The organism is Micromonospora sp. NPDC126480, assembly GCF_040302465.1.
GTDB lineage: Bacteria > Actinomycetota > Actinomycetes > Mycobacteriales > Micromonosporaceae > Micromonospora.
The window spans coordinates 108,897-123,698 of sequence record NZ_JBEORU010000010.1 but is presented as its reverse complement, the minus strand read 5'-3'; the positions used below and the strand labels follow the sequence as shown (position 1 = coordinate 123,698).

At 75.0% G+C, this 14,802-nt stretch carries 12 protein-coding genes; 6 read left to right on the top strand and 6 right to left on the bottom strand.

Annotated elements, in window-relative coordinates; genetic code table 11:
• The first annotated feature begins 176 nt into the window (after positions 1 to 176).
• Positions 177 to 983: a hypothetical protein gene (locus tag ABTW87_RS12180; RefSeq protein WP_350650857.1), complete on the top strand. Its 807-nt coding sequence runs from the start codon at positions 177 to 179 to the stop codon at positions 981 to 983.
• Positions 984 to 1,349: 366 nt separating this feature from the next.
• Here the strand turns inward: ABTW87_RS12180 and ABTW87_RS12175 are convergent, their stop codons facing one another.
• Positions 1,350 to 1,802, bottom strand: a complete 453-nt coding sequence (locus tag ABTW87_RS12175; RefSeq protein ID WP_350650856.1) for an HNH endonuclease family protein — start codon at positions 1,800 to 1,802, stop codon at positions 1,350 to 1,352.
• A gap of 8 nt (positions 1,803 to 1,810) precedes the next feature.
• Complete coding sequence (locus tag ABTW87_RS12170; protein ID WP_350650855.1) at positions 1,811 to 3,277, bottom strand: hypothetical protein; 1,467 nt, start codon at positions 3,275 to 3,277, stop codon at positions 1,811 to 1,813.
• A gap of 132 nt (positions 3,278 to 3,409) precedes the next feature.
• Here ABTW87_RS12170 and ABTW87_RS12165 point away from each other — a divergent pair, with 132 nt between their 5' ends.
• The 5 genes from ABTW87_RS12165 (at position 3,410) to ABTW87_RS12145 (ending at position 7,131) form a co-directional block, all read left to right on the top strand.
• Positions 3,410 to 3,919, top strand: a complete 510-nt coding sequence (locus ABTW87_RS12165) for a DinB family protein (protein ID WP_350650854.1) — start codon at positions 3,410 to 3,412, stop codon at positions 3,917 to 3,919.
• 67 nt (positions 3,920 to 3,986) lie between these two features.
• Positions 3,987 to 4,949 (top strand): DUF2087 domain-containing protein, encoded by a 963-nt coding sequence (locus ABTW87_RS12160; RefSeq protein WP_350650853.1) that lies wholly within the window; start codon positions 3,987 to 3,989, stop codon positions 4,947 to 4,949.
• A 124-nt stretch (positions 4,950 to 5,073) separates the two neighbouring features.
• Positions 5,074 to 5,499, top strand: coding sequence for an Hsp20/alpha crystallin family protein (locus tag ABTW87_RS12155; RefSeq protein WP_350650852.1), 426 nt, complete (start codon positions 5,074 to 5,076; stop codon positions 5,497 to 5,499).
• 109 nt (positions 5,500 to 5,608) lie between these two features.
• Positions 5,609 to 6,604: a tyrosine-type recombinase/integrase gene (locus ABTW87_RS12150; RefSeq protein ID WP_350650851.1), complete on the top strand. Its 996-nt coding sequence runs from the start codon at positions 5,609 to 5,611 to the stop codon at positions 6,602 to 6,604.
• A gap of 68 nt (positions 6,605 to 6,672) precedes the next feature.
• Entirely contained in the window at positions 6,673 to 7,131 is a 459-nt protein-coding gene (locus ABTW87_RS12145) for an Rv0361 family membrane protein (RefSeq protein WP_350650850.1), read from the top strand.
• Between the two features lie 2 nt (positions 7,132 to 7,133).
• On the opposite strand, the gene ABTW87_RS12140 is transcribed toward ABTW87_RS12145, so the two are convergent.
• The 4 genes from ABTW87_RS12140 to ABTW87_RS12125 are packed head-to-tail and all read right to left on the bottom strand — an operon-like array spanning position 7,134 to position 14,744.
• Complete coding sequence (locus ABTW87_RS12140; RefSeq protein ID WP_350650849.1) at positions 7,134 to 7,832, bottom strand: ABC transporter ATP-binding protein; 699 nt, start codon at positions 7,830 to 7,832, stop codon at positions 7,134 to 7,136.
• Positions 7,832 to 8,803, bottom strand: a complete 972-nt coding sequence (locus ABTW87_RS12135; protein WP_350650848.1) for an ABC transporter ATP-binding protein — start codon at positions 8,801 to 8,803, stop codon at positions 7,832 to 7,834. The genes ABTW87_RS12140 and ABTW87_RS12135 overlap by 1 nt, the downstream gene beginning before the upstream one ends.
• The gene (locus ABTW87_RS12130; protein ID WP_350650847.1) at positions 8,800 to 11,541 is read right to left on the bottom strand and encodes an FtsX-like permease family protein; all 2,742 of its coding nucleotides are present in this window, start codon (positions 11,539 to 11,541) and stop codon (positions 8,800 to 8,802) included. The genes ABTW87_RS12135 and ABTW87_RS12130 overlap by 4 nt, the downstream gene beginning before the upstream one ends.
• Positions 11,538 to 14,744 (bottom strand): FtsX-like permease family protein, encoded by a 3,207-nt coding sequence (locus ABTW87_RS12125; RefSeq protein ID WP_350650846.1) that lies wholly within the window; start codon positions 14,742 to 14,744, stop codon positions 11,538 to 11,540. The genes ABTW87_RS12130 and ABTW87_RS12125 overlap by 4 nt, the downstream gene beginning before the upstream one ends.
• Positions 14,745 to 14,802: the final 58 nt, after the last annotated feature.

Here is a 14,802-nt window from a genome sequence, read left to right as displayed (position 1 = left end):
CGTTCTGTCCTCTGTCTTCACTGGGACGACGGGCCGCAGGCAACCTACGGGAGCCCGGAGGGCGGCTCAAACCGTTTACGGCCGAGCGAGGCTCCACACACGTAAGAACCACGTCACCCGGGGGGCCAAATAGTTGATCTTTCATTGAGGGGTGTTGTCGAGCTTATGATGCCCCGGTGCGGGTTCTCGAGATCGCCGGGAAGCTGGCTCTCTTCTTGGCCGGGTTGAGCGCGATCGTCGATCTCATCGATCCAGCGAAGCTGCAACACTGGAGTCGACGCGCCGACGAGTACGCACAACGCAGATCCGAATACCGGACGATCGCCCGAATCGCTCAGCTGCGGGATGAGGTCCATCGCTTCTTCGTCGAGAACACCTCTGTTGCGACCGTGGGCGGCGTGGTGCCGCACTCCAGCCTGGTCCGTACCCCGCCGCAGACCACCCCATCCGGCTTGGACGAGGCTGCCTTCATCACCTTCTGGCATACCGTGACGGATGAGCTCCGGGACACCTACGACCTGCGCGATGGTGAAAGTCGCGAGAAGGTTTTGGCGGCGTCCGCGCTGGTGGAACGTCGCATCGACGAGTTCCTGTCACGCGAGCTACCCGAGAGCGGACGGCGGCTGGTCAGCAGGGCCGCCGACACGAAGGAACGAAGCTACGGCCTCGGCTGGATGCTGCTGATGCTGGCCACGATCGCGGTGGTGGTCGCCGTCAACACTCTCGATCTCACCGGATTGGCGACCCAATCACAGGCGGTGCGGCTCCTCGCATATGTCGGTCTCGTGGCGTTGACCTTGATGGTCTTTACGCTGGCCGCCATGCCGCTCGCCATGCCCGGCGCGGTGGAGGGAACACTGCTCGGCACAGCAGCGCGCTTCCTCAGGTTCCTCGCCAGACCCGTACGCCCGGTCCGCATCACCGCGCTGTTCCTCTTTGTCGGGGGCTCGCTGGTAGAGCTTGTGGTCCTGCTCCTCGAATAGGCTCGGGACAGCGCCGCCCGGACGCACTAGCTGGATGCTCCTCGCTGGCCAGGCCCGGATTGGCGCCCGGTGACACATCCTCTACCAACGCCCCTCCTGACGAGGAAGGTCCGCAGCACCGGTATCGGCCGGGCGCTGCGGTTCTCGTGGCGTGACGGGAAGCTGCTGACACGGATGTTCCTCAGCCCCCGATCAGGGCATCATTACCGAAATACCGGTAACGAAAATCCGATAATCACGGCGAGCCGGCACTCGGAAGCCGTACATCATAATGACTGTTCTTGTGCGTAATGCTTCAAGCTGGTGTAACCGGGAGACGAGGATCCGAGTGGACCGGTGCCGGCGGGCGGGGTGGCCCGCCGGTCGCTAGAACGACGCCCGGCCGCGAGCGACCTCGGCCGCCTGGCGTTCGCGCCAGCGCTTCTGCGCGTCCCGGCTGCAGGTCCGGCAGACCCGTCGGTAGCGGCCCGTCCCGGGATCGATCTCCCGTTCGTGCCCGTTGCGGCACTGCGGGCGTTGGACCCGCCGCCGGCTGACCTCGGCGCGGCTCACCTGACGCAGGTGGGTGGGTTCGATGCAGTCGCGTGCCCCGCACACCTGCGTCACCTCCAGCGCGGGGTCGCGGACGCCGACGAACACCACGTACGCGGCGATGTGCGCCCAGGCCCGGCCGGCGACCTTCTGGTGGGTGCCGCGCCGACCGCCGTAGCCGCGCACGATCAGGCAGCCGTTGTCGAGACGGGTCGAACGGCTCAGCAGGTGACCCCGCAGTGTCTCGGTGGTGAAGTGCCGGGACAGCCCGGTGATCTGCTCCAGCACGACGATCCTCAGGTGCGGGCGCCGCCGAGGCCGAGCAGCACGGCCAGCCCCAGGGCGGAGCGCGGCGCGTACGGCACCCGCCACAGGCCGCCGTGCGCGGCGGCGTACGCCTCGTCCTGCCAGGGATGCTCGTGCGCCGGGCCGCCGCCGGTACGCAGGTCGTGCACGAGCAGCGCGGCCATCAGGGTGTTGCTGGTGGCCGGATCGAACACCTCGATGCCGAAGCGGTGGGCGCCGGCGTACGCGGCCGCGAGCGCGCGGTTGCGCAGCACCGAGCGGGTCCGGGTCGGCGGCGCGACGTGGAACGACACGGTCGCGCCGGCGGCGCGGGCCGCCCCGGCGCGCCAGCGTTGCAGCCGCTTGGCCAGCGCGTAGTTCGGCCCCTGCTGCGGCACCAGGCTGTCGTTGATCCCCGGGTCGGCGTCCGGCGGGTAGTTGCGGTGCAGCAGGCGCCCGCCGGAGGCGACCCGCAGCGCGCGGCGGGCCATCCCGCGCCGCGCGAAGCCACGGTCGGCGTGTGCGACGGCGTCACCCGGCACGGCGAACACGTCGGTCGGGGTCGCGAGGAACGCCAGCGCGACGTCGGGGCGGTGCCGCCCGAGGTGGTCGGTGAGGGCGTCGACGGCCATGGCGACCCGGACGTTGGTGGCCCCGTCGGCGTAGACGTAGTTGCCGAGCACGAGCCGGCCCTCGACGCCGTCGAGCCACCGCGTGACCTGCGGCAGATGGTGCAGCAGGTCGACTCCGGCGCCGCGGGCGAGGGCGTCGTCGTCGCCCGTCGCGGTGTCGGGGTGGACCGGCAGGTGCAGCCGACCGCCGTACCGGCGGGCCGCGGCCAGCACCCGCCGCCAGAGCTCGGGCCGGGGCAGGTCGACCGCGACGACATCGCCGCCCCAGCGCAGCACCGACGGCAGCGGGCCCATCTCGGCGCCCGCGCCGAGCACCACGATGCGCTGGTCGCGCAGGTCCAGCCAGTCCGGGTTGGCGAGTACCGCGCTCACGGCCTGCGCGCAGGACGGTTCGACGACACCGGCCGCCACCCAGTCGTCGAGGCGGCGGCGCAGCTCGTCACCACGCAACCGCCGGCCCCGGTACGGCACCGAGAACTCCCGCTCGACCGCCCCCTGGCCGGTGACGGTCGCGGTTCGTGGCGGTTCCGGATCGTCGGGGCCGGTAACGGCGTCGGCGAGGCCGGTCTCGCGTCCCTCGGCGTCGACGTACCGCATCCGGGCATGCAGGGACGCGAGACCGTCGCGGGCGATGGTGAGCGCGGCGTCGCGGCTGAGCAGACCGGCCTCGACCAGCCGGCGGAAGTGGACCAGGTAGCCGTGCCGCCAGTCGGTCTCGTGTGCGGCGGCGCGGGCGCCCACCGGGTCGACGCCGCGCAGCGCGTCGGCGACGACCGCCCGGCCCAGCGCCGACGTGCTGCGCCGCTCGCCGGTACGGGGGAACACCACCCCGGTCGGATCCGCCACCGCCACCGCCTCCCTCGTCGCCGTACCCGGTCACTCTGCCGCATGCCCCGGGCGAGTGTTAAGAAGGGGCCCTTCCTCTACCGCAGGCGTTAAGAAGGGGCCCTTCCTTCCTCGGAGGCGGACAATGGCGCGGTGACGACTGCGTTCCCCTCGCCGACCGGGCCGGCCACCGACCGCGCCGACGTGTTCCTGCGGTACCTGGACTACTTCCGGGAGAGCTTGATCGGGAAAGTCGACGCGCTGCCCGAAGCGGAGCTGCGCAGCAGCCGCCTGCCGTCCGGGTGGACGCCGCTGGAGCTGGTCAAGCACCTGCGGTTCGTGGAGTTGCGCTGGATCGCCTGGGGGTTCGAGGGCCGCGACATCGGGCAACCGTGGGGGGATTGGCGGGACGGGCGCTGGTACGTCGCGCCGGAGGAGGACCGTGCCGGGCTGGTCGCGGCGCTTCGGGCGCAGGGCGCACACACCCGCGCGGTGGTCGAGGCCTCCGACCTGGATGCCGTCGGCGCGCCGGGCCCGCGGTGGGACGGCGCGGCGCCGGCGACGCTGGAGCGCGTGCTGTTTCACCTCGTGCAGGAGTACGCCCGCCACCTCGGCCACCTCGACATCGTCACCGAGCTGGCCGGCGGGCCGACCGGGGAGTAGCCGGCCGGTCACCCGGCGTGTGCCGGGCAGTACCCGGTGGCAGGACTCGACGCCGCACAATGGAGCGATGGGCAGTGAACCGATCGACCTGACGACCGCACTGGCGGGCTTCGAGCAGTTGTGGAGTCCGCGCATCGTCACCCGGGTCAACGACTACGACGTGCGGATCGCGAAGGTGGCCGGCGAGCACGTGTGGCACGCGCACGACCATACCGACGAGTTCTTCCTCGTTCTCGACGGCGAGCTGCGGATCGCGCTGCGGGACGGGGCGGCCGGCGGGGAGCGTGAGGTGGTGCTGGGCCGGGGCGAGGTGTACGTGGTGCCGCGGGGGGGTGGAGCACCGCCCGTCGTCGCCGGCCGGTGCGTCGATCCTGATGTTCGAGCCGTCTGGCACCTCCAGCGTCGGCGACCGGCACGACCCGGTGCCCGGGCACGTGGACGCCACCACCGGTCACCCGCTCTGACCGCGAAAACGCCTGGCGACGCGCGCGCACCGGCTGGCAGGGTGGCCGCCATGACAGCGCAGGCTCTGGCGGGGGCGCTCGCCGACGACGTACGACGGAAGGTCTTCGCGGCGGTCGTGCTGGGCGCGGGGGACGCGGGTGCGGTGGCCGACCGCACGGGGCTCACGGCCCGGCAGGTGGTCACCGCCCTGCGCCGGCTCCGCGACGCCGGCCTGCTCGACGGCGCCGACGCCGGGTTGCGGGTGGACGCCGACCGGCTGCGGGAGGCGGCCCGGACGGCCCCCGCGGTGCGCACTGTCGAGGACGGACCGGACGGGGCGCTGCGACCGTTCCTGCGCGACGGGACGGTGCTGTCGCTGCCGGCGCAGCACGGCCGGCGGCGGCTGCTGCTCGCGCAGGTGGCCACCTCGTTCGAGCCGGAGGTGCACTACCCGGAGCGGGACGTCGACGACGTGCTGCGCGGATGGTGCGCGGGCGGCCGCGCGGATCACGTGTCGTTGCGGCGGTACCTGGTCGACGAGGGGTTCCTGGCGCGGGAGCGGGGCGTGTACCGGCGGGCCGGCTGACGGCCCGAGCGCCGCGGACGGCCCGAGTTGACGCCGCGCCGGTTGCGAGCTATCACAGAAGAGGAAGTTGAGTCACCTGGACTCAACCTGAACCTTCGGACCGAGGAACCGAGGAGGCACGACCATGCTGATGCGCACCGACCCGTTCCGCGAGATCGACCGGCTCGCCGAGCAGTTCTTCGGCACGGCGGCGCGACCGGCGATGATGCACCTGGACGCCTACCGCGACGGGGACTACTTCTACGCGGCGTTCGACCTGCCGGGCATCGACCCGGACAGCATCGACTGCACTGTCGAGCGCAACGTGCTGACCGTCCGCGCGGAGCGCCGCCGACCCGGCAGCGACAACGTCGAACTCGTGGCCGCCGAGCGGCCGATGGGGACCTTCACCCGGCAGCTCTTCCTGGGCGACACCCTCGACACCGACAAGCTGGAGGCCGGTTACGACAACGGCGTCCTCACGCTGCGCATCCCGATCGCCGAACGGGCCAAGCCCCGCCGGGTGACGATCACCGCCAACGGCGGCGGCCGTAGGCAGATCAACGCCTGATCCGGGCGGCCCGCACGCGGGACGGCCACGCCGGCCGTCCCGCGCTCGTTTTCCGGCAACCGGGCGCGCCTCCGACCGTTCCGCCGGTCGTCCTGAGAACCTTTCGCACATGCTCTCCTCCGAGGCGCCGGTGCGGCGCCCGTCGCCGCGCCCGGCGTTGTCCGCCGGCCCCGCCGACTTCACCGAGGCGTGGCTGCGCAACCGGCGGCTGAGCGAGCACACACGCGACGCGTACCGGCGGGACGTCGCCGGCTGGCTCACCTGGTGCGCCGGGCGGGAGCTCGACCCGCTGGGCGCGACGTTCCTGCACGTCAACGAGTACGCCCGGACGCTGGAGTCGACGCTCGCCGCCCGCAGCGGCCGTCCGCTGACCCCGGCCACCGTCGCCCGCAAGCTGTCCGCCCTGTCCAGCTGGTACGACTTCCTCGTCAAGCTCCGCGCCATCGACGCCAACCCGGTGGCCGGGGCCGACCGCCCCCGCATCGACCGGGACCACTCGGCCACGGTCGGCCTCACCCCCGAGGAGGTCGACGCGCTGCTCGCCGCCGCCGCGGCGGCCACCGGCCCGACCGCCGCCCGCAACCGGGCCGCGATCGCCCTCCTCGCCGACCTGGGGCTGCGCGTCGGCGAGCTGGTCTCGCTGGACATCGCCGATCTGGGCGCCGAACGCGGCCACCGCAGCATCCGCTTCGTCGGCAAGGGCGGCCGGGCCCGCCGCCGGGCGCTGACCCCGGGCACCGCGTACGCGGTCGACGCGTACCTGGCGCAGCGGGCGGCCGCCACCGGTGTGCCGGTGCCGCAGTTGACCGGCCCGCTGCTGGTCACCGCGACCGGCGCCCGACTGGACCGGCACTCCGTGTTCCGACTGGTTCGCCGCCTGGCCCGCCAGGCCGGCATCCCGGCGTGGGCGCGGCTGTCACCGCACTCGCTGCGGCACTCCTTCGCCACCACGGCCCGAGCCGAGGGCGTGCCGCTGGAGGACGTGCAGGACGCGATGGGGCACGCCGACCCGCGCACCACCCGCCGCTACGACCGCGACCGCCACAACCTCGACCGCGACCCCGCGTACGTGATCTGGGCGGCCCGGTCCCGCCGCCGCGGCTGACCTGCCGCGCTCGACCGCGACCGGCCGAGTGCCTGCGCGTGGCCCCGCCGGTTGCCTACGGTCGACGGGTGGGCGCTGAGCAGCCGTGGAGCCGGCCGGTACGGCCACGCCGACCGGTGCGCACGGGGCTGGTGTTCACCGCCGTCGGTGTCGGGCTGTGCTTCGTGGGCGTCGCCGGCCTCGGCGCGTGGAACCTGCAGGTGGTCACGCAGGCCAGCGGCCCGGTCCGGGAGACCGCCGACGGTTTCCTGCGGTCGGTGGCGGCCGGCGACACCGACGGCGCGTACGACCGGCTGTGCGCCGACGCGCGGACGCGGTGGAGCGCGCTCGGCTTCACCAGCTGGGTGCGCACCCCGCCGACGGTCACCGGCTACGAGATCCTCGACGTGTCGGTGTCCACCGACCGCGGTCGCCCCAAGGGCACGGTCAGCGTGCGGCTCACCCGCGACGGCGGCGTGAGCGAGCAGCGCGAACTGACCGTGGTGCGCGAGGGCGACGGGTGGCGGGTGTGCGGGGACCCCTACTGACCTCAGGCCGGCACGGGTTCGCCCGCCGCCACCAGGCGGCCGTCGCGTAGCACAAGCACCCGGTCGGCCAGCTCCATCAGCCCCGGGTCGTGGGTGGCCACCAGGGCGGTCATCCCGCGGGCGTGCACCAGCGCGCGCAGCAGGTCCATCACCGCCCGGCCGGTCTCCGAGTCGAGCTGGCCGGTCGGCTCGTCGGCGATCAGCAGCGGCGGGTCGTTGGCCAGCGCCCGGGCGATCGCCACCCGCTGCTGCTGCCCGCCGGACATCTCGTACGGCCGCTGCGCCGCGTGCCCGCCTAGGCCGACCATCTCCAGCAGCACCGCCACCCGCTGCTCACGCTCGGCGGCCGGCACCTTCGCCAGCCGCATCGGCACGCCGACGTTCTCGGCCGCGGACAGGATCGGAATCAGCCCGAAGGACTGGAACACGAAGCCGATGGTGTCGCGGCGCAGCGCCAGGAGTTCGCGCTCGCCGGCGGCGGTCACGTCGTGCCCGGCCACGTGGATCCGTCCGGCCGTCGGCTTGTCCAGGCCGCCGATGAGGTTCAGCAGGGTCGTCTTGCCGGCGCCGGAGCGGCCCCGGATGGCGACCAGCTCGCCGCGTCCGGCGGTGAAGGACACGTCCCGGACGGCGTGCACCACCCGGTCGCCGCTGCCGTAGTCGCGGCCGACCCGCTCCACCCGGACCAACTCGTCGCTCATCAGGACTCCTCCTTCGGGTCCACGCCTGGGCGTACCTGCACGTGGTCGGGCTCCAGGGTCAGCTTCACCCGGTCCCGCAGGGCCAGCGCGTCGACGAACGCCGCCGGCAGCTGCATCCGGCCGGCGCGGTCCAGCACCGCGTACTCCTCGGTGACCAGCTCCTCGACGCCGTCGGCGCCGATGCGCGCCGAGCGGCGCACCTCCGAGGCGGTACGCCCGTCGCGGATCGCGACGGTCCGGCGCACCTGGGAGGCGACCTGGTGGTCGTGGGTGACCACCACGATCGTCACGCCCAGCTCGGCGTTGATGGTGCGCAGCGCGGCGAACACCTCCGCCGCTGTCGCCTCGTCCAGCTCGCCGGTCGGCTCGTCGGCGAACAGCACCTCCGGGTCGTTGGCGACGGCCACCGCGATCGCGCAGCGCTGCTGCTCCCCGCCGCTCATCTGCCCCGGCCGGCGGTCCGCGCAGTAGCCCACCCCGACCATCTCCAGCAGCTCGACGGCCCGTCGGCGCAGCCCCCGGCCGCGCCGACCGGCCAGCCGCATCGGCAGCTCGACGTTCTCCCGCGCGGTCAGGTACGGCAGCAGGTTGCGGCCGGTCTGCTGCCACACGAACCCGACGGTGTGCCGGCGGTAGGCCAGTCGCTTCTTCGCCGACATGGTGAGCAGGTCGTAGCCGGCGACGCGGGCGATGCCGGCGGTCGGCACGTCCAGGCCGGACAGGATGTTCAGCACGGTGGACTTGCCCGACCCGGAGGCGCCGACGATGGCCAGCAGCTCACCGCGGTCGACGACCAGGTCCAGCCCCTGCAACGCGACGACCTCGACGCCCTCGGTGGTGAAGATGCGCACCAGCCCGTCGCAGACGATGTGCCCGCGCAGCCGGTCGGCGCCGCCGGCGCGGGCGGCCGCGCGTTCCGCCGCCCGTCGTTGCAGGGTGGCCAGGTCGGGTGCGTCGTCGACGACGGTCATGCGTTCTCCTCTCCCACGCGGAGCACCTCACCGAGACGCATCCGGCGGTTCGCCAGGTTCTCCACGGCCAGCCCGGCGAGCAGGCCGACCACCACCAGGGCCAGGACCCCGCCGACGACAAGCGGATCCAGGTGGGCCCGCGCCGCCACCCCGGGGGTGAACGAGTCCAGGCCCAGGGTCTGCCCGAGCAGCCACGGCAGCGCCACCCCGACCGCGCCGCCGGCCAGCGCCGCCACCCCGACCAGCGGCACCAGCTCGTACACCAGCAGCCGGCGGCCCTGCCGGACGGACAGGCCCATCGTGCGCAGCCGCGACAGCACGCGGCCGCGGCCGCGTACGTCGGCGACCGCCGCGAAGCCGACCGCGAGGACCGCCAGAGCGGTGCCGCCGGCGCCGCCGAGCACGAACGCCAGCGCCAGGACACCGTTCGCGCCGGAGCGCTCCAACCCCTCCCGGTACGCCGACCAGGTGTTCAACGCGGCCGGGATCTCCGGCTGCGCGACCGGCCGGCCGAGCACCGCGGCCTGCCGCTGCCGTTGCGTCTCGTCGGCCACCGTCAGCAGCTCCGCCTCCGCGACGTCGTCCCCGGCCAGCAGGAACCGGTTGGGAATCACCGGGGTCTGCGCGTACTCCGGCAGCGCCTGCCACGGCAGCACGACGAACCGCTCGACGCCGGTGCCCAGGCCGGGGAAGGTTTCGGCGACCTGCGCCACCGTGAACGCGTACAGGCGGCCCTGCACGTCGGCGGCCGCGCCCGCGTCCACGTCGGCGGCGACGGCCGGCGACACCACGGCCGGCACCGGCCCGTCGCTCCGGCCGGCGTCGCGCAGCACGGCCGGCACGTCGACCTCGACGCCGCTGCGCCGCGCCACCTCGGCGAACGCGGGCCCGTCGACCACCAGCACCCGCGCCTGGCCCAGCGTCTCGGCGTCGGCCGTGGTGCCCGACAGGAGCCGCCGGTTGGCCTCGGTCCACACCCGGGCGACCGCGTCCACCCCGTCGACGCCGGCCAGCCGGTCGCCCGCGTCCGGCGTGTACGCGTACCCGGTCAGCCACGCGTCAGCGGGAACGGCCAGGTCGGCGGCCCGGTCCCGGGCCGAGTCGACGGTGGTCGCGACCACCGCGCTGAACACGCCGGTGCTGACCGCGACGATCAGCACGGCGAGCGGGCCGACCGTCACCGGCGCGCCCCGCCCGGCCCGCGCGGCACCGAGGAACACGAGCGCTCCGCGGGCGCGGGCGGCGAACCGGTCGACCAGCCGCAGCGGCCACGGCAGCAGGCGCAGCGCGACCAGCGCCACCGCGACGGCCAGCAGCACCGGCACCGACACCAGGAACACGTCGACACCGGCGTCGGTGTCCAGGCCACGGCGGCGCAGCAGCAGCACCCCGGCGACGGCGGTGGCGAGCACGGCCGCCTCGGCGGTGAGCCGCCGCGCCGACGGCCGGGCCCGGGTGAGGTCCTGCCGTCGGGCGACGAACGTGACCCGCCGCTGGCCGAGCATCGCCAGCACCGGGACCACGGCGGTGGCCAGCACGCCCAGCGCCAGCACCGGCCACGGCACCTGTGCGGCGCGGCCCGGGGCGCGGGTGCCGACCAGCCAGCCGACGGCCACCGCGACGGGCTGCACGAGCATCGCTTCGGCGGCGAGGCGACGGCCGACGGCACCGAGCGACGCGCCGCGGGAGCGCAGCAGCGCCAGTTCCTCCCGGCGGCGCTGCACGGTCAGCGCGGCGGCGAGCAGGATCAGCCCGAGCAGGCTGGCCACCAGCCCCGCCTGCACGACGGCGACCAGCGCGCGGACCGCGGCGAGCTGCTCGGCGAAGCGCACCCCGGCGGTGTCCAGGCCGGTCTGCACGACGGAGCCGGGCAGCCACCGGGTGCGGCGGGTCTCGGCGACGGCGGTGGTCACCGCGCCGAGGTTCGACGTGTCGAGCCGGTCGGGATCCAACCGGTACCGCCAGCTGAACGTCAGCGGGGTGGCGGTGCCGACGGACAGCGCGGCGGCCCCCGCGGGGTCGGTGACGACGACCGCGATGTACGGCTCGCCGTCGTCGGCGGGCACGAACGGGTCCAGGGCGTAGCGCAGGTCGTCCCACACCGGGTCGGTGGAGCGGTGCGGCGCGAACACCCCGCTGACCACCGCCTCGGCCGGCCGCGGGCCGCGGCCGCTGAACCGCAGCCGGTCGCCGGGTGACAGCGCGAGCACCTCGGCGACCCGCTCGGAGACGGCCACCTGGGCCGGCTGCCCGTCGGTGCTGCGCGGCCACGCTCCGGCCCGCAGGTCGGCCGCGTCGGTCACGCCGGTCTGCGCGGTGACGCCGACCTGCTTGACCGCGCCGCCGTTCATCGGCGGGGCGTCACCGCGGGCGGTGAACGAATCCGGGTCGATGGTGCTGGCCTGCCACCGCTTGTCGACCAGGCCGGGCAGGGGCGCGGGCAGCGCCGCGGCGAGCCGGTCGAGCTGGGCCGGCGCGGCGCCGACCCCGCCGGTCAGCTGCTGGGTGCTGACGGTGACGTCGCGGATCAGGTGCGGCAGCGCCGCCACCTCGTTGCGCAGCCCGCGGTCGGCGTACTCGGTGGTGAGCTGGGGCCCGGCGGTGAGCAGCACGGCTGCGACCAGGCTGAGCGCCGCCAGCAGGCCGGCCTGCGCGGCGAAGGCCCGCACCCGGCGGACCGGCCCCGCGCTGCGCCGCCGCGACCGCCTGTCGTTGCCGTCACGCATGGCGGCGCTCACCGGTCCTCTCCGATCCGCAGCTGGGAGGCGGCCAGGCGCCGCCGCAGGGTCGCCGACACGCTGACGCTGAACGCCAACGCCAGCAGCAGCAGGCCGATCCCGGTGCCCGCCACCGGGGGCCAGTCGACCTGCAGCAACGGTTCCGGTACGGGCCGGTCCGCCGACGGGGTGAGGATCACCAGGGGCGCCATGGTGGCGGCCACGCCGACGCCGACGGCCAGGCCGACCAGCACACCCAGGCCGGCGAGCAGCGCCTGCTCGGCCAGCAGCGAGCGGGCCACCAGCCGGTGCCCGGCGCCGAGGGTGTGCAGCACGGCCAGTTCGGTCGCCCGGCGGCGGGCGGTCGCGCTGACGTCGACGGCCACACCGACCGCGGCGAGCAGCACCGCGGCGAGGGCGGCGGCGAACAGCGCGCCCCGCGCGCCCACGCCGAACGGGTCGCCGGCCAGCTCACCCGCTACCGCCTGGCGGTCCAGCACGCGCAGCCCGCCGAGGGCGGTGGCCGCCGCGACGGCCTCGTCCCGCTGCGCCGGAGCCACCGACAGCCACCACTCCTGCGGCGACCGGACGAGGCCGTGCTCGTGGAACACCTTGTTGGACAGCGACGGCAGGTCCACCAGGAGGGCGGCCGCCTCGGTGCCGCCGGGGACCGACTCCGCGACGTCCACGACGCGGAGGTCGACCTCGGTGCCGGCGAGGACGAGCCGGGTCGCGCCACCGACGTCCATCCGCAGCGCGGCGAGGGCCGCCGGCGTGGCGACCACGGGCACCGGCTGCGCCGCGGCCGGCCGCGCGATCGCGAACTGCACCGGCCACCCGCCGCCGATGCTCCAGCGGCCCTCCTGCCCGCTGCGCACGTAGCGGACGGTCAACCCGCCGCCGGTGGCGTCGTAGCTGGCGACCGGGCCCTCCCGGTCGAGGACCTTCCACAGCCCGGCAGCACGCAGGTCGACAGGTGTGCCGGCTGCCGCCCCGGCACCGGCGCGAAGGTCGGTCAGCTGCCAGTCGACGGCTGCCGTGGCCGATCCCACCGTCTCGGCGGTGAAGCCGGCAAGCTGCCAGGTGCCGGTGTGATGTGCCGGCAGCTCGACCGAGAACCGGACGGGTTCGCCGGCGGGGGCGTCGGCCAGCAGCAGCCGCCGGTGACCGCCGTACGGGTCGACGAACACCGCGTAGCTGCGGATCCGGGCGGTCACGTCGTCGCTTCGCACCAGCAGCGCGCCGGTGAGCGTACGGGCGTCGGGAGGCAGGTCGGCGTGCGGCGCGGTGACGCGCGCCCGGCTGAGGTCGCCGAGCAGGTCGGCGACCGAACCGCCGGCCAGGTCGGGGCGCATCCGCAGCACCGACGCGGCGGTCCCGGCGTCCCAGGCCACCACCGAGGCGGGTTCGCTGGCCGGTCCGAGCCGCACGGTGTCCCGCCAGGTGGCCAGGACGGCGTCGGTTCCCGGCAGCTGCGCGAGCTGGTCGGACCGGGCGTCGTCGGCGGACCCGTTGACCTCGGTCAACCTCAGGTCGGCGCCGACACGATGACCGGCCTGGTCGGTCAGGGACCGCTCGCTGGTGGCGGCCAGGCACCAGGCCAGCGTGCCGACCGCGACGGCGAGGGCGAGCAGCAGCACCGGGCCGGCGTGCGGGCGGCGCCCGGCCTGCCAGGTGCCCAGGATGGTGGCGGTCCACTGCCTGCGGTCGACCCAGCGTTCGGCCAGGCGGGTCAGGGGCGGCAGCAGCCGCAGGGCGAGCACCGACCCGGCCAGCACGCCGATGGTGGGGGCGGCGGCCAGCAGCGGATCCACGTCCAGCCCGCCGGACCGGCTGCGCGACAGCGGCGACGAGTACTGCCGCAGCTGGTACCAGGCGAGCACCGCCAGCGCCACCAGCACCACGTCGACACCGGCGCGTTGCGCCACGCCGCGGCGGCTGGGTCGGGAGCGGGCGGCCTGGTCGGCGACGTAGGTGGTGCCGCGTCGCAGTCCGGGCGCGATCATCGCCAGCGCGCAGCCGGCCGCGGCGAGGACCCCCACCAGCCACAGCCGGGCGTCCGGTCCGCCGGGACGCAGCGACACCGCGGCCAGCGCCGGCACCCGGTCGGCGTACGACAGCAGCAGCGCCGCCAGCGGCGGCGCAAGCACGGCGGCGGGCAGGACGACAAGCGCGGCCTCCCGGGCGGTGAGCCCGGCCAGCTGCCGTCGCGCGGCCCCGCGGGCGCGCAGCAGGGCGGTCTCGGCCCGCCGGTGCTCGGTGAGCAGCAGGGCGACCAGCAGCAGCGCGTACCCGCCGAGCACCACCACCAGCAGCATGGGCGTGACCAGGGCGGACCGCCCGACCAGGGTGGCCCGTTGCAGGCGCCGCGTCAGGTCGTCGAGGGTGGTGATGGCGGTGCCGGCGTCGCCCAGCCCGGCGGCCTCCGGCGCGCCGGAGGCGACCTGACCGGCGTCCTCGGCCAGCCGGTCCAGCGCCGCGCCACTGGTGACCGCCGCCAGGTCCGGCTCGACCAGCCAACCGGCCGAGGCGTTGGTCCGGAAGTGGGCGAAGAAGTCGTCGCGGTGCACGGTCAACGGCCCGTAGGTGGCCGACCCCGGCAGGGTCCCGGTGGGTGTCTCCGGCGCGAGCCGCCAGTACGTGTCGGCCGGGTCGGCGGGTGCCCACACGGCCGCCACGGACACCTCGGTCACCCGGCCGGTGAACCCGTCGGTGACCGGGATCCGGTCGCCGACACCCACGCCCAGCGTGGCGGCGACCGGCTCGGCAAGCGCCGTCTGCACCGGTTTCGTGCCCGGCTGCGGCCACTGCCCGTCGACCAGGCGGGCGTGCGCCTCGAGGTCGTCGAGGAACATCACCGAGGCGTACGTGGTGCCGCCGCTGTCGGCCACGGCGTCGCCGGTGGCGCCGCGCAGCTGCCGGCCGGCGGCGTACCCGGCGGCGGTCACCCGCGCGTCGAGGCCGGACAGGCCGTCGGTGACGTGCGCCCGCAGCGCCGTGTCCCGTTCGCGGAGGGTCTCGGCGGTGCCGCCGGCCGGGCCGCGTACCAGGATCGACCGTTCCTCGACGGTGGCCTCGGTCAGGACGCTTGTGGTGCCGGAGGCGACGACGTCTCCGTTGTAGGCGGCGAGGCCGGTGAGCGCGGCGGTGGCCACCAGGGTCGCCCCCGCCGCGGCGAGCAGCAGGCCCTTGGCCCCGCGGGCGCGTCGTAACGCGAGCCTCATGTCGTGCTGTCCCCCAGTACGCGCAGGGCGGGACGGCGCCGGTCGCCGTCCCGTCGTG